Origin of the sequence: Saccharothrix coeruleofusca, from assembly GCF_017876325.1 — a bacterium.
Lineage (GTDB): Bacteria > Actinomycetota > Actinomycetes > Mycobacteriales > Pseudonocardiaceae > Actinosynnema > Actinosynnema coeruleofuscum.
This window is the reverse complement of the sequence record NZ_JAGINV010000001.1, coordinates 7,090,451-7,109,000: the sequence shown is the minus strand read 5'-3', so window position 1 is coordinate 7,109,000 and position 18,550 is coordinate 7,090,451. Positions and strand designations below refer to the sequence as shown.

Genomic DNA, 18,550 nt, shown 5'->3' with positions numbered 1-18,550 from the left:
ATCGCGGTTGGGAGACCAGACGATGCAGACCGAGGGTACCCGGATGTTCCGGGTTAAAGCAGTGGCAGAAATGTTCGACGTGCATCCGGCCACGATCTACCGGGCCATCAGGGCCGGTGAGCTGGACGCGCTGAAGGTGGGCGGGTCGATCCGCATTCCGGCCAGCTCAGTGGAGGTCTACCGGGAGGCGTGCGCCCAGGCCGCCTACCGGGAGTTCGTCACCGGCAGCGGCGACCCGGCCGCGCTGGACGGTGCTGGTCAGGGTGGGGACGTGACCGAATGGCGGTGGGAGCACGGGCCGTTGAACGAAGCTCAGGCGGACGGCCGCGCGTGCGTGGTGTGCGGGACGGACTTCATGCGGACGCAGGTGGCGCACTACCCGGTGGGGTGCTCGAACAGCGGTTCCCAGGTGTTCGCCTGCCGCAGCCACCCGGCCGGTCAGGTGTGCGCCGACCTGACGGCGGTGACCCGATGAGCGCCCCGACCGTGACCACGCACATTTCCGACCAGCTCGCAGAGGGAGAGCCCGTCATGACCGCGCCCGCCGTTCCCATCGCCACCGTGACCGCTGTCGCGTCGATCGATGGTGTGGCGGTGCCGGAGTTCACGCCCAGCACTCGCGACGGGCTTGCTGAGCAGCCCGCGACGCTGGCCACCCTGTCGCTGTCGCTGCCGCTGAGCCGCGAGGAGTTGGTAGCGGCGCTGTTCTACTGGAACAGCTCGGACAGCGCCGAACTGGTCGATGACGAGTACGTGCGTCAACTGGTTGTGGAATCGGTGGTCAACGTCGGCATGGGCGAACTGACCGCGCTGTGCTTCGAGATCGACACCGCGCCGTTGGACGACGTAACGGCCGAGTGGTTGGCCTACTGCCGCCGTCGAGTGGCGGAGGTCTTCCCGGCCGCTGTGTCGGTGCCCGAGCAGCGTGGCCGTACCGATTACCCACAGCACAGCGCCGGACGTCCGGCGGAGGTGGTCGAGGCCGCGCTTGCGGGGGCATCGCTGCGTCAGGTCGCGGTGGCGTTGTACTTCTCCGACTACCGGCCCGGTGATTTGGCCCGCTCCGGTCTGGAGTGGGTGGAGACGTGCGCCGCGATCGGCTTGGACGGCTTGACCGCCGAAGTGGTCAACCGGGTGCACGCCGCGCCGGATGACTTGGACCGCTTCACCGACTGCCGCGCCGCTGCGCGCGTCGTACTCGACGCCCGCTAGTCCGGTCCGCTGACGCGAGGGTGTCGCACGGGGTGCGGCCCCGGTCGTACAGGCCAAACAGTTCGCCCGGTTCGGTGGCCCGTCGCCCACCGGAGCCAGTGGGCACGGCCCAGAACCAACCACCGGACCGGCTCACCCCACCACCCGACTACCCCGATCGTTCAGGGCAGATCGGAACGGACAAGCAAGCCCGGTCCGGCCGCTCCCGGCCCGCCGCACCTCCCGCCAAGACCCGCCCCGGAACCTGCCGGACGCGGGGTCAGGTGCGGCGTTGAACCCGGCCGGACCGGGCTCCCTCCCCAACACCGTCCCTTGCCTGGTGGCCAGTCACCACGCTGTTCCGGCTGGCCATCCAACCCGCAGGCCCGGCACAAAACCGCATTTCCCGACCGGTGCGCGCGCCGCGCGCCGGACCCGCCGTGACGCAAGCGCCCAGGGCGCAACCGTCACCCCCACCGCACGCGACAAGCCCCCTGCTACTCCGCGCGGGCTAGCAGGGCCGCGCTGCCGTTCCCGCTGTTCCCGACCGGCGCGGACCCACCGCGCACCCAGTCCCGCAGACCGCTTGGAGAGCCGCTGTGAAGCCCACCAACCGCCGAACCCGCCGTGACGCGCGCCCCGGTTCCGGCCGTTCCCGTGCGCCGCGTCCACTAATGCAGCTACTGCCCGGCACCCACCCCGATGACCACCTGAACCGTCCCCGGTCCTGCCCGGTGGTCCACGTCAGCCCCGGCATCGGACATGCCCCAGTGCCGGTGGACCTGGACACCATCACAGCCCTGATCTACCTGACCGGTATGGCCCCCGATGCCTGGGAGGCCATCGGCCCGGACGGTGTGGCTGAGTTCATCCTGCGCAGCTGCGAAGACCCCCGCGTGCGGGTGCCCGAACTCGTGGCCCTGGTCGCCTGCGCCCACCGGACCGGGCACGTGCTGCCCGACTACTACGCCCAGGTCGAAGAGTTCGCCCCGGCCGTACTCGCGGTGTTCACCCGCGCCGTGTCCGCCCCCGCCTCCCACAAGCGGCAGGCGGGACGAAACCCCGTCGACGGGGAAACGTCACTCGGCACCGACCACTAGCAGCAGGAGACAGGCCGTGACCCACGCCAACGCCACACCCCCGCCACCGGGAGCGGCAGGCCCGGCCAGTGCCGCAACGGCAACCGGGAACACCCGTCACCTGCGGCCGGTCACCTCCACCGCACAAACCCGAACGGAGCCCTACGGGCCATCCTTTCAGCCTGCACACCAGTCGGATGGACTGCTGCCGCCGTTGGTGACCTCCGGTTCCGCGCGGACTCCCGACACGGCTGTAGCCGCTGGGGTGCCCGCGGGGCATTCGTCACCCTCGGCCGCCCCCTCCGGCTACAGCCAGGAAGCCGCGCAGCTGCAACGGCAGGGTGCTGCCCAGGTCGCCCGAGCACGGGCCTGGCTGCCGCCCGCCGATCCGGCGGTGTTCGGCTGCTACCTGGGTCGACTCGCCGAACGGATCGACCCCCACACCGAGGGCGACCCGATCGGTGTGCTTGCCTCCCTAGTCGGCGCGGCCGGGGTTCACCTTGGTCCCGGCCCGCACCTGGAACTCGGGTTCGGGGAGCGGCATCCGCTGCTGGTGTGGCCCATGCTCATCGGCGCGACCGGCATCGGCCGCAAGGGCACCGCGACCAACGCCATGCTCGCGCTGCTGACCGAAGCAGACTCCGACTTCGTGGCGAGCAACAAGCACTCTGGGCTGTCCTCCGGTGAGGGCCTAGCCGCCGCGTTCGCACTCGACTCCGGTACCGGGGACGGTGCGAGCAAGACCCGGCCTAGGTTGCTGCCCGAGGGAGACTGTCGGCTGCTGGCCCTGGAAACCGAATGGTCATCGGTCATGGCCCGGATGAAGCGCGAGGGCAACACCCTGGGCGCGCTGCTGCGCCAGGCATGGGAAGGCGGCAACCTCTCCACTCTCAACGTTGACGCCCGCATGGCGGCTCGCTCCCACCTGGGCATCATCGCGCACATCACGCCCAAGGAGTTCCGTAGCAAGGTCTCCGCCGCAGACCTGGCGGGAGGCACTTACAACCGGTTCCTCCCCATCGCGGTGGCTCAGTCCAAGTACTACCCGCCCACTCCCGAACCAGGGCTGATGAGCGAGCTCGCCGCGTCGTTGGCCGCTCGTCTGGGCCACGCCGCGCAGTTGGGCGCACTCGGCTTCACCCCTCCCGCTCAACTGGCCTGGCAACGCCTCCAAATCGAGTTCAACGGCCATCTCGGCGGTGACGGCCCGGTAGAGGAGTTCATCTCCCGAGCCGCAGCCAACTGCGTCCGCATAGCCGCCATCTATGCCGCACTCGACCGCACACCCCTGATCACCCCTGACCACTTGGAGGCTGCCGCCGCACTAGTCCGCTACTCCATCGCGTCCGCGCGCGCCGTTCTCGGCACCGACCAGGAAGCCGACGAACTAGCCGCGTTCATCACGGCAGCCGGACCAGAAGGGCGCACCCGCAAGGAGATCACCACTGTCCACTTTGGTGGTAATGCCAAACGGCGCGGGATCGACCCAGCCCGACTGCTGGACCACCTCACCGAGTCCGGCCGCATCATCCGCACCCAACGACCACCGGTCACAGGGCGGGGCCGCCCCACCGAGGTCTACACCGCCACCTGAGCGCCCGCGCGAACTTGATGAACTTACGAACTATGCCCCTGACCAGGGCAAACGCTCCCGACTTAGTTCGTCACCGACGAACTAAGTCCACCACGAACCGCAGGTCAACCTCTTAGTTCGTAAGTTCGTCAAGTTCGTGCCACTCATCGAGGCACTACGGATTACGCCTGCAACTGGGCAGGTTCGACCGGCGAGCTAGCGCTGCCGGTCGAACCTGCGGCCTGTACTACGGGAAGGCTAGTTCACCGCGAACGGCATCAGATGAAGTCGCCCCAGAGCCAGATTTCGGTACCCGTCTCGCCATCTACCAAACACTGAGCAGCCCGGACCGTCCCCCTCTCCATGAGGAGGTAAGCAGCATTGTCACACTGACGGCGACCCTGGTCGTTATTCGGCCACGGCCCGCCGGCGATCCGCCACGCGTTCGCCTGGAAATCGCCCGACGTCGAAGCTACACCAGCATGAGAGGTGAACGGAGATGCAAATAGTGCTGCCACCAGCAGACCAAGGGTCGCAAACATGCGGAAACGGAATTTCACCTTCATAGATCCCCCTTCGAATTCAGCTACGGAATTACCCTTCATCTCGCAAAGTACCGCAACGAATTTCCGTGTCAACAGCCTTGCCGGTGACCGAGATCACCGGATTCACATCCAGCCGCCTTACAGTCAAGAAGACGACTCAAGTAACCCAAATCGAGAGTTTTCCCCGTGAAGAGTCACCCCCGTTCAGTCGTTGCACTACTCCTAAAGTGCACACAATCCGGCCTGCATTCATAACGGAAAGTCACAAGTCTGACGAGAAACATACCTCTGCCCTAATCCGCAGCGGCCTTGACACCGGAGACGCTGCCAGTCCCGCTCTCCGAGAAGGCGCATACCGCGCAGCTGCGCAGACGAACGCGCTAGGGCTAGCACCCCACCCCGCTAGACCTAGCACCCCCGCTAGCGCTCCACCTGGGGGTTGACCAGCCCGCTAGCGCCTAGCGCCACTCCCACGCGCACCCGCACGGACAGCCCGCACCGGCCATCCGCCACCCCCGCGCGGCCCGCTCACGCCACCACGGAAGGAACGCAAGGTCATGGCCAGCACCGACACCACGACCGCCGACCAGCCCCGCGCACTGCTGAGCGTGGAAGACGCCGCGCGGGCACTGTCCATCGGCCGCACCACCATGTTCGGCCTCATCAAGTCCGGCGCGATCGCATCTGTCCAGATCGGACGCCTGCGGCGCATCCCTTCCGCTGCTATCGCGGAGTTCACCGCGCGCCTGACCGCCGAACAGCCTGCCGCCTAGTCCACCTGTTCCAGCCCGTCACGTCCCCTGTCTGCCCAGGTCAGCAAGGGGACGTGACCGGCAGACCAGCCATCCGGGAGAACACGACATGCCGCGCAGGAAACGACCCGAGGGCACGCGCGCACCCAACGGCGCGAGCAGCATCTACTACGGCAGTGACGGCAAATGGCATGGCCGCGTCACGATGGGCGTCCGTGACGACGGCAAACCCGACCGGCGACACGTCAAACGCTCTACCGAGAAAGAGGTGATCGACGCCGTACGCGACTTGGAGCGACAGCGTGACACCGGCCAAGTACGAAAGCCCGGTAGGGCATGGACCTTGGAAAAGTGGCTCACGCACTGGCTCGACAACATCGCAACTCCGTCGATCACGCCGAACGCTGCCTCTGCCTACAGGTACGCGGTGCACAAGTGGTTGATCCCTGGTGTCGGTGCTCACCGACTAGACCGGCTACAGCCTGAACACCTCGAAAAGCTGTACGCCAGGATGCAGGCAGAAGGGAAGTCGGCAGGATACGCACACCAGGTGCACCGAACCGTACGAACCGCGCTCAACGTCGCGGTAGCGCGGAAACACATCACGTCCAACCCCGCAGCTCTGGCGAAGGCACCGCGCGTCGAGGAACAGGAAGTCATCCCGTTCACGGGCGAGGAGGCCCGACGAATCCTGAACCACTGCGTCAAGCGCCGCAACGGTGTGCGTTTCGCGATGGCGCTCGCACTCGGCCTGCGGAAGGGAGAGGCGCTAGGACTGAAGTGGTCCAGGATCGACCTGGACAGCGGCATCCTCCGTACCCCGCGCCAGCTTCAGCGCCACAAGTGGCAGCACGGGTGCGCTGACCCTCACGAGTGCGGCTCCGCACGCCACAAGACCAAGCCCTGTAAGAAGGACTGCACGCAGCACCGACGCAAGCCGTGCCCACCACCCTGCCCGCCCTCGTGCACGGCGCACGCTTCGACGTGCCCGCAACGGCACGGTGGCGGACTCCGCGAGGTGGACGTGAAGTCGCGGGCCGGACGGCGTGCGGTCGGCATCCCGGCGCCGCTGGTGAAGCTGCTCCGTGAGCACAAGACCTCGCAGGATGCCGAACGTGAGCTTGCGGGGTCGGAGTGGCACGAGGGCGGTTGGGTGTTCGCACAGCCGAACGGAAAGCCGATCGACCCGCGTCGCGACCATGACGAGTGGAAGGAGCTGCTGCGCGAAGCGGGAGTTCGTGACGCTCGCTTGCACGACGCCCGGCACACGGCCGCCACGATGTTGATGGTGCTGGGTGTACCGCCCAGGGCCGTTATGGAGGTGATGGGCTGGTCTCAGGTGTCCATGACGGCCCGGTACCAGCACGTGCCAGCGGAGCTAGTGGCCAGCATCGCGCAGCAGGTGGGAGGCCACCTGTGGGCGGGTGACTGAGACCCGATCTGAGACCCGCCATGATCATGAAACTACCCCCTGACCAGGGTTTCCACTGGTCAGGGGGTAGCTGTTCCTGAGCCGGTGAGGGGACTTGAACCCCTAACCTTTCGCTTACAAGGCGAGTGCTCTGCCAGTTGAGCTACACCGGCCGGGCCGACGGCCGGGAACATCGTAAGCGCCCGCACCAGGTTCCACCTGCGGATTGCGGTGCACCGGGCGTCGGTCGCCGCTGGTCCTTCCGGAGTGCCCGATTCTGGCCGAGTGGCCCACTCGGGGAGAAAACCGCTGGTCAGGGCCTCGCGACAGGCTCGACGGAATGTGATCAACTCACCCCCGAAGGGTACCCCTTCGGGGGGTGTCGCACGACACACCATCAGGTGGCCGGTAGCGGCGTGGCGCGCCCCGCCGCGCGGCCCGGCGCACGCTGGTGACCTGCGGCGGTGGCCCGCGGCTGCCCGGTCGGACGCAAGCTCGACGTCGAGTGGAGTGAATCGGTGTGACCGCCATGACGGCCGGGCATACCAGCGGGACCTTCCCACTAACCTCTCACGTGGGCGAGACGATCCCTGAGGAGGCGTTACCCGGTGAGCAGCATCGGCGAGCACGGCGCGGACTTCCTGGTCGTGGCCAACCGCCTACCTGTCGACCTGGAACGCCTGGAGGACGGGACGCAGCGCTGGAAGCACAGCCCCGGTGGCCTGGTGAGCGCGCTCGAACCCTTCCTGCGGGCGCACAGCGGCGCGTGGGTCGGCTGGCCCGGCATCGCCGACGCGGAGGTGGACGCCTTCGAGGAGGACGGCCTGCAGCTGCACCCGGTGGGGCTCAGCGCCGCCGAGGTGGCCGACTACTACGAGGGCTTCTCCAACGGCACGCTGTGGCCGCTCTACCACGACGTGGTGGCGCCGCCCGCGTTCCACCGGCACTGGTGGAACGCCTACGTGCGGGTCAACCAGCGGTTCGCGGACGTGACCGCGAAGGTCGCCGCGCAGGGCGCGACCGTGTGGGTGCAGGACTACCAGCTCCAGCTGGTCCCCGCGATGCTCCGCGAGCTGCGCCCGGACCTGCGCATCGGCTTCTTCCTGCACATCCCGTTCCCGCCGGTGGAGCTGTTCATGCAGCTGCCGTGGCGCACCGAGATCATCCGCGGCCTGCTGGGCGCGGACCTGGTCGGCTTCCACCGGCCCGGCGGCGCGCAGAACTTCCTGTGGCTGGCCCGGCGGCTGGTCGGCCTGGAGCCCAGCCGCGGCGCGGTGGGCGTGCGCACCCGCCCCGGTGTGGTGCAGGTCGGGGACCGCACGGTCCGGGTGGGCGCGTTCCCCATCTCCATCGACTCCTCGTCGCTGGACGCGCTGGCGCGCAGCAAGGAGGTCCAGGCGCGGGCCAAGCAGATCCGCGAGGACCTCGGCAACCCGAAGAAGATCCTGCTCGGGGTGGACCGGCTGGACTACACCAAGGGCATCGACGTGCGGCTGCGGGCGCTCAACGAGCTGCTCGTCGACGGGCGCGTCAACCCCGAGGACGTGGCCATGGTGCAGCTGGCCACGCCCAGCCGGGAGCGGGTCGAGCACTACAAGCAGATGCGCGGGGACATCGAGCAGATCGTCGGCCGGATCAACGGCGAGTTCTCCACCGTCGGCCACCCGGTCGTGCACTACCTTCACCAGTCCGTGGACCGCAAGGAGCTGGCCGCGTTCATGACGGCGGCGGACGTCATGGTCGTGACCCCGGTCCGCGACGGGATGAACCTGGTCTGCAAGGAGTACGTGGCCACCCGCTACGACCTGGGCGGCGCGCTGGTGCTCAGCGAATTCGCGGGCGCGGCTGCCGAGCTGACCTCGGCGTTCCTGGTCAACCCGCACGACCTGGACGGCGTGAAGAACGCCTTGGAAGCCGCCCTCACGGTCGATCCGGCCGAAGGTCGCCGTAGGATGCGCGCTCTGCGTCGCCAAGTCCTCACGCACGACGTCGACCGCTGGGCGCGTTCGTTCCTTGATGCCTTGGGGACGCAGACCGCGTTCTGAATCAGTTCAGACCACATCCCTGACCTGTCCCACCGAGCATTGAGGAGGGGCGTTGACCGCCGAGGCCCTCCCCGCCGAACTCCGCCGCGCGCTGGTCCAACTGGCCCGCACACCGCGCCTGCTGGTCGCGTGCGACTACGACGGGACACTTGCCCCGATCGTGGAAAACCCGGAGGACGCGCGCCCGCTGCCCGAGTCGGTGGGCGCGCTGCGCTCACTGGCCGGGCTGCACGAGACGACGACGGCGGTGATCTCCGGCCGGGCCCTGCGCGACCTGGCCATCCTGTCCCGACTGCCCTCCGAGGTCCACCTGGTCGGCTCGCACGGCTCGGAGTTCGACGTGGGCTTCGTGCACGCGCTCGACGCCGACGCCCGCGCCCTGCACCGCAGGCTGGAGGAGGAGCTGGACCGCGTGGTCGCCGACCACGAGGGCGTCACCCTGGAGGTCAAGCCCGCCAGCATCGCGGTGCACGTCCGCCGCGCCGAGCCCGCCGTGGGGGAGCGGGTTCTCGACGCCGTCCGCTCCGGCCCGTGCACCTGGGAAGGTGTGCAGGTCACCGAGGGCAAGGCGGTGATCGAGCTGGCCGTGGTGCAGACCGACAAGGGCCACGCCCTGGACGTGCTGCGGCACCGCGTGTCGGCCACCGCCGCGATGTTCGTCGGCGACGACGTGACCGACGAGAAGGCCTTCGCCCGGCTCAGCGGCCCGGACGTGGGCATCAAGGTCGGCCACACCGAGTCGCTGGCCGAGTTCACCATCGAGGACACCGTCGACGTGGCCACGGTGCTGGCGTTCCTGCTGGAGGAGCGGCGCAACTGGCTGCACGGCGACCAGGCCGTGCCCATCGAGCGGCTGACCATGCTGGCCAACGAGCGCTCGGTGGCCCTGGTGACCCCGGACGCGCGGCTGAACTGGCTGTGCCACCCGGAGCCGGACTCGGCCGCGGTGTTCGCCGACCTGCTCGGCGGCCCCGCCGCGGGGCACTTCTCGATCAAGCCCGAGCACGGGTCGCTGCCGCTGGGCCAGCGCTACGTGCCCGGCACGATGATCGTGGAGACCCGCTGGTCGCGGCTGCTGGTCACGGACTACCTCGACCACGACCAGCCCTCGCACCGCACCGACCTGGTGCGCCGGATCAGCGGCTCGACCAACGCGGTGATCACCTTCGCGCCGCGCCCGGAGTTCGGCCAGGTGCCGGTGCGGCTGCTGCGCGAGCGCGACGGCCTGCGCGTGGTCGGCACCTCGGACCCGATGGTGCTGCGCTCCCCCGGCGTGGACTGGCAGATCACCAGCGACGGGATGCAGGAGACCGCCACCGCGGTGGTCCGCCCGCGCGAGGGCGCGCCGATCCTGTTGGAGCTGCGCTGCGGCACCGACGACCTGTCCGAGGCCACCCTGGGCGAGCCGGAGCGGCGCGCGCGGGCGGGCAGCTACTGGTCGGACTGGGCGGCCACGCTGAAGCTGCCGCAGGTGGAGCCGGACCTGGTGCTGCGCTCCGCGCTGACGCTCAAGGGCCTGGTGCACCACGACACCGGGGCGATCATGGCCGCCGCCACCACCTCGCTGCCCGAGGAGCTGGGCGGCATCCGCAACTGGGACTACCGGTACTGCTGGCTGCGCGACGCGGCGCTGACCGCGCAGGCGCTGGTGTCGCTGGGCTCGCTGGGCGAGGCCGAGGCGTTCCTGGGCTGGGTGCACGGCGTGCTGGCCACGCTGCCGGGCCCGGAGCGGCTGCACCCGCTGTACACGCTGCAGGGCACCATGCTGGGCGCCGAGGCGGTCATCGACACCCTGCCCGGCTACGCGGGCTCCCGCCCGGTCCGGGTGGGCAACCTGGCCAACCAGCAGGTCCAGCTGGACGTGTTCGGCCCGGTGGTGGACCTGGTGGCGCAGCTGGCCAGGGCCAGGGGCTCGCTGACCGACCAGGACTGGCGGATGGTGCAGGCGATGGCCGAGGCGGTCGCCCGCCGCTGGCACGAGCCCGACCACGGCATCTGGGAGGAGCGGCACGCGCCGCGCCACCACGTGTACTCCAAGGTCATGTGCTGGGTGACGCTGGACCGCGCGGTGCGGCTGGCCGAGGACTACCGGCGCGACATCGACCCGTCGTGGCCGGTGCTGCGCGACACCATCGCCAACGACGTGCTCAAGCACGGCTGGAGCGATGAGGCGCAGTCGTTCACCACCGCCTACGACGGCGACGACCTGGACGCCGCGTCGCTGCACGTGGGCCTGGCGGGGCTGATCGACCCGACCGACGAGCGGTTCCAGGCCACGGTGACCGCCATCGAGGCCGAGCTGCGGTCCGGTTCGACGGTCTACCGCTACCGCCGCGACGACGGCCTGCCCGGCGACGAGGGCGGCTTCCACCTGTGCGCGGCGTGGATGATCGAGGCGTACCTGCTCACCGGCAGGCGCACCGAGGCCGAGGAGCTGTTCGCGCAGATGGTGGACGCGGCCGGGCCGACCGGCCTGCTGCCCGAGGAGTACGACCCGATCGCGGAGCGCTCCCTGGGCAACCACCCGCAGGCGTACAGCCACCTGGGCCTGATCCGCTGCGCCCAGCTGCTGGCCGCCAAGTAACCGCTCGCGCGAGGGGGGCGCACCCGGTTCGCCGGGTGCGCCCCCCTCGTCACTTCTTGAGCTTGAGCAGGCGCAGGGCCTCGCCCAGGTCGTTGGCGACCAGGGCGCGGGTCTCCGGGGGCAGCTTGCCCGCGTCCGGCGGCACCAGGGCGCGCGTGTAGCCCAGCCGGGCGGCCTCGGCCAGCCGCCGCCCCACCCCGTTGACCCGGCGCAGCTCCCCGGACAGCCCCACCTCGCCGACCACCACCAGGTCGTGCGGCAGCGGCTGGTCGGTGGCCGCGGAGGCCACCGCCAGCGCCACCGCCAGGTCCACCGCGGGCTCCACCAGCCGCATCCCGCCGACCGTGGCGGTGAACACGTCCTTGTTGCCCAGCGGCACCCGGCCGCGCTTCTCCAGCACGGCCATCACCATGGCCACGCGGGCCGAGTCCAGCCCGCTGACCGCCCGCCGGGGCGCGGGCAGGCTGGTGGGCGCCACCAGCGCCTGCACCTCGCCCAGCAGCGGCCGCTTGCCCTCCACCACGACGGTGACCGCCGAACCGGTGACGTCCTGCTCGCGGCGGTTGAGGAACAGCCCCGACGGGTCGGGCACGCCGACGATGCCGTCGTCGCGCAGCTCGAAGCAGCCCACCTCGTCGGCCGCGCCGAACCGGTTCTTGATGCCGCGCAGCAGCCGCAGCGTGGAGTGCCGGTCGCCCTCGAACTGCAGCACCACGTCCACCAGGTGCTCCAGCACCCGCGGGCCCGCCACCGCGCCGTCCTTGGTGACGTGGCCCACCAGGATGATCGGCAGGTTGCGCTCCTTGGCCAGCGAGATCAGGCCGGAGGTGACCGCGCGGACCTGGCTGACCCCGCCGGGTGAGCCGTCGATGCTCATCGAGGACATGGTCTGCACCGAGTCGATGATCATCATGCTCGGCTTGACCGCGTCGACCTGGCCCAGCACCGCGGAGATGTCGCTCTCCGCGGCGAGGTAGATCTCGTCGTGCAGGTTGCCCGTGCGGTCGGCGCGCAGCCGCACCTGGCCCGCGGACTCCTCGCCGGTGATGTAGAGGCAGCGGCCCACCGTGGCGGCCCACTGGTGGGCGACCTCCAGCAGCAGCGTGGACTTGCCCACACCCGGCTCGCCCGCCAGCAGCACGACCGCGCCGGGCACCAGGCCACCGCCGAGCACCCGGTCGAGTTCACCCACCCCGGTGGCGCTGGCCCTGGACGACTCCACGTCGACCTGGGCGATGGGGCGGGCGTCGCCGCTGGTCGCGCCCGCGAGGAAGCGGGAGGGCGCGGCGGCGCCGCGCTCCTCGACCGTGCCCCACGCCTGGCACTCCGGGCACCGCCCGACCCACTTGGACACCTCGTGCCCGCACTCGGCGCACCGGTAGAGGGGCCGTGCCGCCCGCGCGTTCTTCACCACGCGGCCAGGCTATAGACCGCCCCCGACAGTGCCGGACCGCCGCACCTGCGGCGCGGGGTCAGTGACCGCCGCCCTCGCCGCCCTGGCGCGGCTCGGGGGACGGGCCGATGGGCAGCTCCAGGACCAGCTCGCCCGCCTTCTCGAACACGAAGGTCACCTTGGCGGTCTGACCGGGGCGGAAGTCGCGGGTCAGGTCCTTGAGCACGATGCTGACCACACCGGGCTCCACCGGCTCGGCCGAGGACGGCAGCTTGGTCACCGAGGTCGGCGGGTTCGACACCGACCCCCGGCTGCCGGTGGTGGTCGTCGGGGCCGAGGAGCTCTCCCGCGCGCCGCTGGTCGGCGAGCCGGACGGGGTCGTGGTCGCGGTGACCGACGCGGCGGAGCCGCTGGTCTGCGAGGTGGTGCTGACGTGGCTGCTGCCGCCGGAGTCCTGCTCGCCGCCGCTGATGATCGCGGAGGAGGGCTCCAGGTCGACGTCGCCGGTGATCTCCGCCGGGCCTGAGGTCAGCTCGCTGGTCACCGAGACCAGCTTGTCCTCCTCGTTGCCGTTGTTGACCACGGTCACCACCATCGGCGCGTCGTCGCCCTCGCCGTAGTGCCCCTCCTCGACGGGGAACACCAGCTGGGCGTCGCGGACCGACAGCAGCCCGACGTCGCCGGAGGCGCCGTTGACCGCGGCGACCTGGGTGTCGGTCTGGGTGACCTGCCCCGCGCCGCAGGCCGCGGCGACCATGCCCAGTCCGACCGCGAGTGCGGCCGCGACGGCCAGGCGGCGAGGCGCTGAGGACTTCTGCTGTGCGCGACCCACGGCTGCTCGGATCCCTTCCCGATGTGCTGGCTGGGACGGCCGCGCCCGGTAGCACCGGCGCCCGACCACCAGTCGGGAGCCTAACCGGGCGGGCCGGACTCGGCGGCACGTGGTGCCCCCGACGACCGGGTCCGGGGGCCTCCGGGGACCCGGCCAGGACCTGGCCGTTGCACGCGAACAGGTGGTTTGTCAACCCCCCGCGCCGCCCCTGACCAGGGCTAACCGATCTCCGGAGGCCGATGGGGGGATTGCTCGGCGTGTTAGGATGGAGTTAGCGAAAGGGGCAGAGGACACATGGTTTTCAAGGTCGGAGAGACCGTCGTCTACCCGCACCACGGTGCCGCTCTCATCGAAGCAATCGAGACCCGTGTGATCAAGGGCGAGGAGAAGAAGTACCTCGTGCTGAAGGTCGCCCAGGGTGACCTCACGGTCCGCGTCCCCGCCGACAACGCCGAGATCGTCGGTGTGCGCGACGTCGTCGGCCAGGAGGGTCTCGACAAGGTCTTCGAGGTCTTGCGCGCTCCCCACACCGAGGAGCCGACCAACTGGTCCCGGCGGTACAAGGCCAACCTGGAGAAGCTCGCGTCCGGTGACGTGAACAAGGTGGCCGAAGTGGTGCGCGACCTCTGGCGGCGCGAGAAGGATCGCGGTCTGTCCGCTGGTGAGAAGCGGATGCTGGCGAAGGCTCGACAGATACTGGTTAGTGAACTGGCGCTCGCCGAGGGCACCGACGAGGACAAGGCTGAGGTCCTCCTCGACGAAGTCCTCGCCACCGCGTCCTGATCGACTACTCGAACACGACTTCGGACCGCGAACATGGGTGTGGTCGCGCTCGTGCCCGCGGCGGGCCGGGGTGAGCGCCTGGGCTACGGGATGCCCAAAGCGCTGGTGCCGGTCAATGGGGTCCCGCTGCTGGTCCGCGCCGTTCGCGGGCTGCTCGACGCGGGGTGCGTTCAGCACGTGGTCATCGCCGCCCCGCCCTCCGACGTGAACACCGTGAGCACTGTCACCGCCCCGCTGGCCCAGGCCGGCGGGGCGGTTCACGTGCTGGCGGGCGGTGCGGAGAGGTCGGACTCCGTCCGCCTGGCGCTGGAGCACGCGGTGCGTGAGATACCCGACACCACCGTCGTGCTGGTGCACGACGCGGCACGGGCCTTCACCCCACCCACCGTGGTCAAGGCCGTGGTCGACGCGGTCGAGGCGGGTCACCCCGCGGTCATCCCGGTACTACCCGTCGCGGACACGGTCAAACAGGTCGACGGGAGCGGGCGGGTCGTGGCCACCCCGGAGCGGTCGTCCCTGCGGGTCGTGCAGACCCCGCAGGGCTTCGACGCGCGGGTGCTGCTGCGCGCCCACGAATCCGGCCTGCACGCCACCGACGACGCGGGCCTGGTGGAGCGGCTGGGCGTGCCGGTGGTCACGGTGGCGGGCCACCCCGACGCGATGAAGATCACCACTCGGTTCGACCTCGCGGTCGCCGAGGCGCTGCTGGCAGGAGAACGTCCGTGACTCCCCCCGCGATCTCCCCCGCGATCCCCAGGGTCGGCACCGGGACCGACGTGCACCCGGTCGAGCCGGGCCGCGAGTGCTGGATGGTGGGACTGCGCTGGGAGGGCGTCGACGGCTGCGCGGGCCACTCGGACGGCGACGTGGCCGCGCACGCCCTGTGCGACGCGCTGCTGTCCGCGGCGGGCCTGGGCGACCTGGGCGCGGTGTTCGGCACCGGCGACCCGCGCTGGTCGGGCGCGCACGGCGTGGAGTTCCTGGCCGAGGTGCGCCGCATGGTCGAGGAGGCGGGCTACCGCCTGGGCAACGCGGCGGTGCAGGTCATCGGCAACGCCCCGCGCGTGGGCAAGCGCCGCGAGGAGGCCCAGAAAGTCCTCTCCGACGTGCTGGGCGGCCCGGTGTCGGTCAGCGGCACCACCACCGATGGACTGGGCCTGACCGGTCGGGGGGAAGGCGTCGCGGCCATCGCCACGGCACTGCTGGTCCCCCTGGGCTGAGTGCCCCTAGGCTGGGGTGCCATGGCGATCACCCTCGGCGCGGAGCTGCGCGCACTGGTCGACGGCCGGAACCACGCCTCGCTCGCCACGGTCAACCCCGACGGCGGTCCGCAGAACTCGCTGATCTGGATCACCCGCGACGGTGACGACCTGCTGTTCAGCACGCTGAGGGGCCGCCGCAAGGAGCGCAACCTGCGCCGCGACCCGCGAGCCAGCGTGACCGTGTGGGACGCCGCCGACCCGGAGCGGTACGCGGAGATCCGCGGCACCGTGACCATCACCGAGGACAAGGGGCGGGCGCTGGTCGACGCGCTGGCGCACAAGTACACCGGTGCCGACTTCCCGGCCGAGCCGGAGGACCGCGTGCGGGTGGTGCTCCGGCTGACCCCCACCAAAATCACCGGCAACGTCCGCTGAGGACGGTCGCTCCGGCTGGTTCGTCCCCCTTTGAGGCGAATGGGGAAATCACCGTTCGACGCCAGCGGCGCTTGCGGCTCTCGGGTCGCATTTTTCGGGTTTGCCTGCGACAGATCTCGGTGAAACAGTCGCGAGTACGGCCGGACCTGAGATACTTCACTCTATCGTGTGAAGATCAAAAATTCTTCCACCATGATTGACACTCTCACCATCGAGTGATAGAAGCGACCACTCTGCGTAGCGCATTGCCCATTCGCAAGATCGCAAGGAGATAGGTCTATACCCATTTCCTCGCCGCCCCGGCGCGAACCACCGAGTTTCCCCAGCTCAGCAGCCCGGAACCTCGCCATTGCCACACCTTGGACCCCGAGACGGACACGAAAGAGGAACGCAACATTTTCGGTATGGTGTAAGATCAGGTAGGACACTCTGCGCACCGGACGAGTGATGTGACGTAGGTCACATCCGTCCAGCTTGAAGTTGATCGATGTTCCTGGGAACTTTGTCAGCAGAGACCATTCTCTAGGTGCATAGGGGCGACCCGAACACCACATCCTAAGGCCGTCCTCCGGGGCGGCCTTAGCGCTATCGTGACCCAATGCACTTCTGCTACCTGGACGAGTCGGGTGGGTGCGAGCCTCCGGATCAAGGCCCGAGTGCGACTCCGGTCATGGTGATCCTGGGGCTCGTCGTCAATGCGGACCACATTCCGTCCTTGACGCGGGAATTCCTCGCGCTCAAGCGCCGGCACTTCCCAGGGCGCTTCACCACCGGCCCCGCGCTGAACCACGTGCTGACCGAGGTCAAGGGCAGCGAGATCCTGCAGATGACCAGAAGCGATTCGCGGAACAAGCGCAGGCAGGCCGACCGGCTGCGCGACGAGCTGCTGGACCTGCTCAAGCGGTACGGGTGCCGCGTCACCGGGCGGGTCTGGATCAAAGAAGCGGGCAAGAGCGTCAAGGCGACGGCCAGCTACTGCTACGCCGTGCAGGACATCGCCCGTCACTTCAGCGAGTACCTGTCCGACAACGCCTCGACGGGCTTCCTGATCGCGGATGGACGCGCCCCCCGGCTGAACGTCGAGGTGGCACATTCGATCTTCACGCAGAAGTGGCGCATCGGTGGCGACCCCTACCCGGCGCTGCTGGAAGTCCCGCTGTTCGCCCACAGCGACAACCACGTGGGCCTGCAGATCGCGGACCTGGTGGCCACCACGCTGGTCTTCCCGATGGCGGCCTCGGCGTTCTGCAAGCCGGTGCCGAACAACCCGCACTCATCACCGCGCTACGCCGATGTCCGCAGGAACTACGGCGCAGCGGTGAAGGACCTGCAGTTCCGCTACCGCGACGAAACCGGCCGCTGGCGCGGGGGCCTGGTGGTCAGCGACCCGGTGGGGCACCAGTCCGGAACGGCGTTGTTCTCGTTCGACTGACCAGCTGCGCGAATGGACGGGTGAAGTGTCCACGAGGACCAGCCGGGTAGCTCTCGCCAGCTTCGTCGGCACCGCGATCGAGTTCTACGACTTCTACATCTACGGCACCGCCGCCGCGCTGGTGCTCAACTCGGCGTTCTTCCCCACCCTGTCCCCGGTCGCGGGCAGCCTGGCGGCCTTGTCCACCTTCGCCGTGGCGTTCGTGGCCCGCCCGCTGGGCGCGGTGCTGTTCGGCCACTTCGGCGACCGGGTGGGCCGCAAGGCGACGCTGGTCGCGTCGCTGCTGCTGATGGGCCTGTCCACGGTGGCGATCGGCCTGCTGCCCGGCTACGCCACCATCGGCGTGGCCGCGCCGGTGGCGCTGACCGCGTTGCGCTTCCTGCAGGGCCTGGGCCTGGGCGGCGAGTGGGGCGGGGCGGCGCTGCTGGCCGCGGAGCACGCCCCGGCGGGCAGGCGGGGCTGGTACTCGGTGTTCCCGCAGCTGGGGCCCGCGGTGGGGTTCTTCGCGGCGGGCGGGTCGTTCCTGGTGCTCTCCGCCGTCCTGGACGACGCCGCGTTCCGGGCGTGGGGCTGGCGGGTGCCGTTCCTGGCGTCGGCGGTGCTGGTGCTGGTCGGTCTGCGGGTCCGGCTCAGGATCGCCGAAACGCCCGCGTTCGCCCGCGTGCTGCGGCAGCGGGAGCGCAGCTCGCTGCCGGTGCTGGAGATGCTGCGCCGGGCCCCGGCCCGTCTGCTGCTGGGCGGCGGGACGATCGTGGTCTGCTACGTGCTGTTCTACGTGGCCACCACGTTCGGCCTGGCCCACGCCACGGGTGTGCTGGGGGCGCCGCGCGCCGGGGTGCTGGCCGACCAGATCGTCGCGGTCTGGGCGATGGCCGCCGCGACCGTGGTGGCCTGCCTGCTGTCCGACCGGTGGGGGCGCAAGCCGGTGCTGGTCTCGGGCTGCTTGGCGGCCGTGGGCGCGGGGGCGGTGTTCGCGCCGCTGCTGCACGGTGGTCAGCACCTGGCCGCGTTCGTGCTGGCGCTGCTGGCGATGGGGTGGGTCTACGGGCCGCTGGGGGCGTTGCTGCCGGAGCTGTTCCCGACGCGGTTCCGGTACTCCGCCTCGTCGTTGGCCTACAACCTGGGCGGTGTGCTGGGCGGGGCGCTGGCGCCGACGGTCGCGACGTGGCTGGTGCACCGGCACGGGCCGCAGTCCGTCGCCTGGTACGTGGCCGCCGCGGCGGCGGCGAGTGTGGTGTGCGTCCTGCTGCTGCCCGAGACCATTGGCGAAGAGGTCCAGACCACGTAACGTCG

General features: G+C 70.0%; 17 protein-coding genes and 1 tRNA gene. 14 read left to right on the top strand and 4 right to left on the bottom strand.

Annotated elements, in window-relative coordinates; translation table 11 throughout:
* The first annotated feature begins 22 nt into the window (after positions 1 to 22).
* From JOF41_RS37530 to JOF41_RS32925, 4 genes are all read left to right on the top strand, one after another.
* Positions 23 to 475, top strand: a complete 453-nt coding sequence (locus tag JOF41_RS37530; RefSeq protein WP_307867614.1) for a helix-turn-helix domain-containing protein — start codon at positions 23 to 25, stop codon at positions 473 to 475.
* Positions 472 to 1,212 carry a hypothetical protein gene (locus JOF41_RS32930; RefSeq protein WP_209623686.1) on the top strand — a complete coding sequence of 247 codons (741 nt, stop codon included), beginning with the start codon at positions 472 to 474 and terminating at the stop codon, positions 1,210 to 1,212. Before JOF41_RS37530 ends, JOF41_RS32930 begins: the two co-directional genes overlap by 4 nt.
* Before the next feature lie 653 nt (positions 1,213 to 1,865).
* Entirely contained in the window at positions 1,866 to 2,291 is a 426-nt protein-coding gene (locus JOF41_RS37525; protein WP_244989754.1) for a hypothetical protein, read from the top strand.
* A 16-nt stretch (positions 2,292 to 2,307) separates the two neighbouring features.
* A complete protein-coding gene (locus JOF41_RS32925) occupies positions 2,308 to 3,864 on the top strand; it encodes a DUF3987 domain-containing protein (RefSeq protein WP_307867612.1) in 1,557 nt (518 codons plus the stop codon).
* Positions 3,865 to 4,121: 257 nt separating this feature from the next.
* Here JOF41_RS32925 and JOF41_RS32920 read toward each other — a convergent pair whose 3' ends face one another.
* Positions 4,122 to 4,409 (bottom strand): hypothetical protein, encoded by a 288-nt coding sequence (locus JOF41_RS32920; protein WP_209623684.1) that lies wholly within the window; start codon positions 4,407 to 4,409, stop codon positions 4,122 to 4,124.
* A 536-nt stretch (positions 4,410 to 4,945) separates the two neighbouring features.
* Between JOF41_RS32920 and JOF41_RS32915 the strand changes: the two genes are divergently transcribed.
* Entirely contained in the window at positions 4,946 to 5,161 is a 216-nt protein-coding gene (locus JOF41_RS32915) for a helix-turn-helix domain-containing protein (protein ID WP_209623683.1), read from the top strand.
* Between the two features lie 88 nt (positions 5,162 to 5,249).
* Positions 5,250 to 6,572: a tyrosine-type recombinase/integrase gene (locus JOF41_RS32910; protein ID WP_209623682.1), complete on the top strand. Its 1,323-nt coding sequence runs from the start codon at positions 5,250 to 5,252 to the stop codon at positions 6,570 to 6,572.
* A 79-nt stretch (positions 6,573 to 6,651) separates the two neighbouring features.
* On the opposite strand, the gene JOF41_RS32905 is transcribed toward JOF41_RS32910, so the two are convergent.
* Positions 6,652 to 6,724 (bottom strand) — tRNA-Thr (locus JOF41_RS32905).
* A 435-nt stretch (positions 6,725 to 7,159) separates the two neighbouring features.
* Between JOF41_RS32905 and JOF41_RS32900 the strand changes: the two genes are divergently transcribed.
* Both JOF41_RS32900 and otsB read left to right on the top strand, forming a co-directional pair.
* Positions 7,160 to 8,596: an alpha,alpha-trehalose-phosphate synthase (UDP-forming) gene (locus tag JOF41_RS32900; protein ID WP_189221192.1), complete on the top strand. Its 1,437-nt coding sequence runs from the start codon at positions 7,160 to 7,162 to the stop codon at positions 8,594 to 8,596.
* Positions 8,597 to 8,648: 52 nt separating this feature from the next.
* Positions 8,649 to 11,180, top strand: a complete 2,532-nt coding sequence (otsB, locus tag JOF41_RS32895; RefSeq protein ID WP_189221193.1) for a trehalose-phosphatase — start codon at positions 8,649 to 8,651, stop codon at positions 11,178 to 11,180.
* Positions 11,181 to 11,229: 49 nt separating this feature from the next.
* On the opposite strand, the gene radA is transcribed toward otsB, so the two are convergent.
* Together radA and JOF41_RS32885 are read right to left on the bottom strand one after the other, a co-directional pair.
* Positions 11,230 to 12,594 (bottom strand): DNA repair protein RadA, encoded by a 1,365-nt coding sequence (radA, locus tag JOF41_RS32890; RefSeq protein ID WP_189221194.1) that lies wholly within the window; start codon positions 12,592 to 12,594, stop codon positions 11,230 to 11,232.
* A 58-nt stretch (positions 12,595 to 12,652) separates the two neighbouring features.
* Positions 12,653 to 13,405: a copper chaperone PCu(A)C domain-containing protein gene (locus tag JOF41_RS32885; protein ID WP_189221195.1), complete on the bottom strand. Its 753-nt coding sequence runs from the start codon at positions 13,403 to 13,405 to the stop codon at positions 12,653 to 12,655.
* Positions 13,406 to 13,699: 294 nt separating this feature from the next.
* Here JOF41_RS32885 and JOF41_RS32880 point away from each other — a divergent pair, with 294 nt between their 5' ends.
* From JOF41_RS32880 to JOF41_RS32855, 6 genes are all read left to right on the top strand, one after another.
* Entirely contained in the window at positions 13,700 to 14,188 is a 489-nt protein-coding gene (locus JOF41_RS32880; protein ID WP_012782996.1) for a CarD family transcriptional regulator, read from the top strand.
* 33 nt (positions 14,189 to 14,221) lie between these two features.
* Positions 14,222 to 14,914: a 2-C-methyl-D-erythritol 4-phosphate cytidylyltransferase gene (gene ispD, locus JOF41_RS32875; RefSeq protein ID WP_209623681.1), complete on the top strand. Its 693-nt coding sequence runs from the start codon at positions 14,222 to 14,224 to the stop codon at positions 14,912 to 14,914.
* Positions 14,911 to 15,408 (top strand): 2-C-methyl-D-erythritol 2,4-cyclodiphosphate synthase, encoded by a 498-nt coding sequence (gene ispF, locus JOF41_RS32870; RefSeq protein ID WP_372448505.1) that lies wholly within the window; start codon positions 14,911 to 14,913, stop codon positions 15,406 to 15,408. Before ispD ends, ispF begins: the two co-directional genes overlap by 4 nt.
* 21 nt (positions 15,409 to 15,429) lie before the next feature.
* Positions 15,430 to 15,825 carry a PPOX class F420-dependent oxidoreductase gene (locus tag JOF41_RS32865; RefSeq protein ID WP_209623680.1) on the top strand — a complete coding sequence of 132 codons (396 nt, stop codon included), beginning with the start codon at positions 15,430 to 15,432 and terminating at the stop codon, positions 15,823 to 15,825.
* A gap of 598 nt (positions 15,826 to 16,423) precedes the next feature.
* Positions 16,424 to 17,257: a DUF3800 domain-containing protein gene (locus tag JOF41_RS32860; protein ID WP_189221198.1), complete on the top strand. Its 834-nt coding sequence runs from the start codon at positions 16,424 to 16,426 to the stop codon at positions 17,255 to 17,257.
* Positions 17,258 to 17,282: 25 nt separating this feature from the next.
* Entirely contained in the window at positions 17,283 to 18,545 is a 1,263-nt protein-coding gene (locus tag JOF41_RS32855) for an MFS transporter (protein WP_307867610.1), read from the top strand.
* Positions 18,546 to 18,550 lie beyond the last annotated feature (5 nt).

Bases quoted from the DNA above. Each gene is read 5' to 3' on its own strand.
- ispD (WP_209623681.1), top strand. From the start codon at position 14,222: ATGGGTGTGGTCGCGCTCGTGCCCGCGGCGGGCCGGGGTGAGCGCCTG.
- JOF41_RS32865 (WP_209623680.1), top strand. From the start codon at position 15,430: ATGGCGATCACCCTCGGCGCGGAGCTGCGCGCACTGGTCGACGGCCGG.
- JOF41_RS32880 (WP_012782996.1), top strand. From the start codon at position 13,700: ATGGTTTTCAAGGTCGGAGAGACCGTCGTCTACCCGCACCACGGTGCC.
- JOF41_RS37525 (WP_244989754.1), top strand. From the start codon at position 1,866: ATGCAGCTACTGCCCGGCACCCACCCCGATGACCACCTGAACCGTCCC.
- JOF41_RS37530 (WP_307867614.1), top strand. From the start codon at position 23: ATGCAGACCGAGGGTACCCGGATGTTCCGGGTTAAAGCAGTGGCAGAA.
- JOF41_RS32920 (WP_209623684.1), bottom strand. From the start codon at position 4,409: ATGAAGGTGAAATTCCGTTTCCGCATGTTTGCGACCCTTGGTCTGCTG.
- JOF41_RS32930 (WP_209623686.1), top strand. From the start codon at position 472: ATGAGCGCCCCGACCGTGACCACGCACATTTCCGACCAGCTCGCAGAG.
- JOF41_RS32860 (WP_189221198.1), top strand. From the start codon at position 16,424: ATGCACTTCTGCTACCTGGACGAGTCGGGTGGGTGCGAGCCTCCGGAT.
- JOF41_RS32910 (WP_209623682.1), top strand. From the start codon at position 5,250: ATGCCGCGCAGGAAACGACCCGAGGGCACGCGCGCACCCAACGGCGCG.
- JOF41_RS32915 (WP_209623683.1), top strand. From the start codon at position 4,946: ATGGCCAGCACCGACACCACGACCGCCGACCAGCCCCGCGCACTGCTG.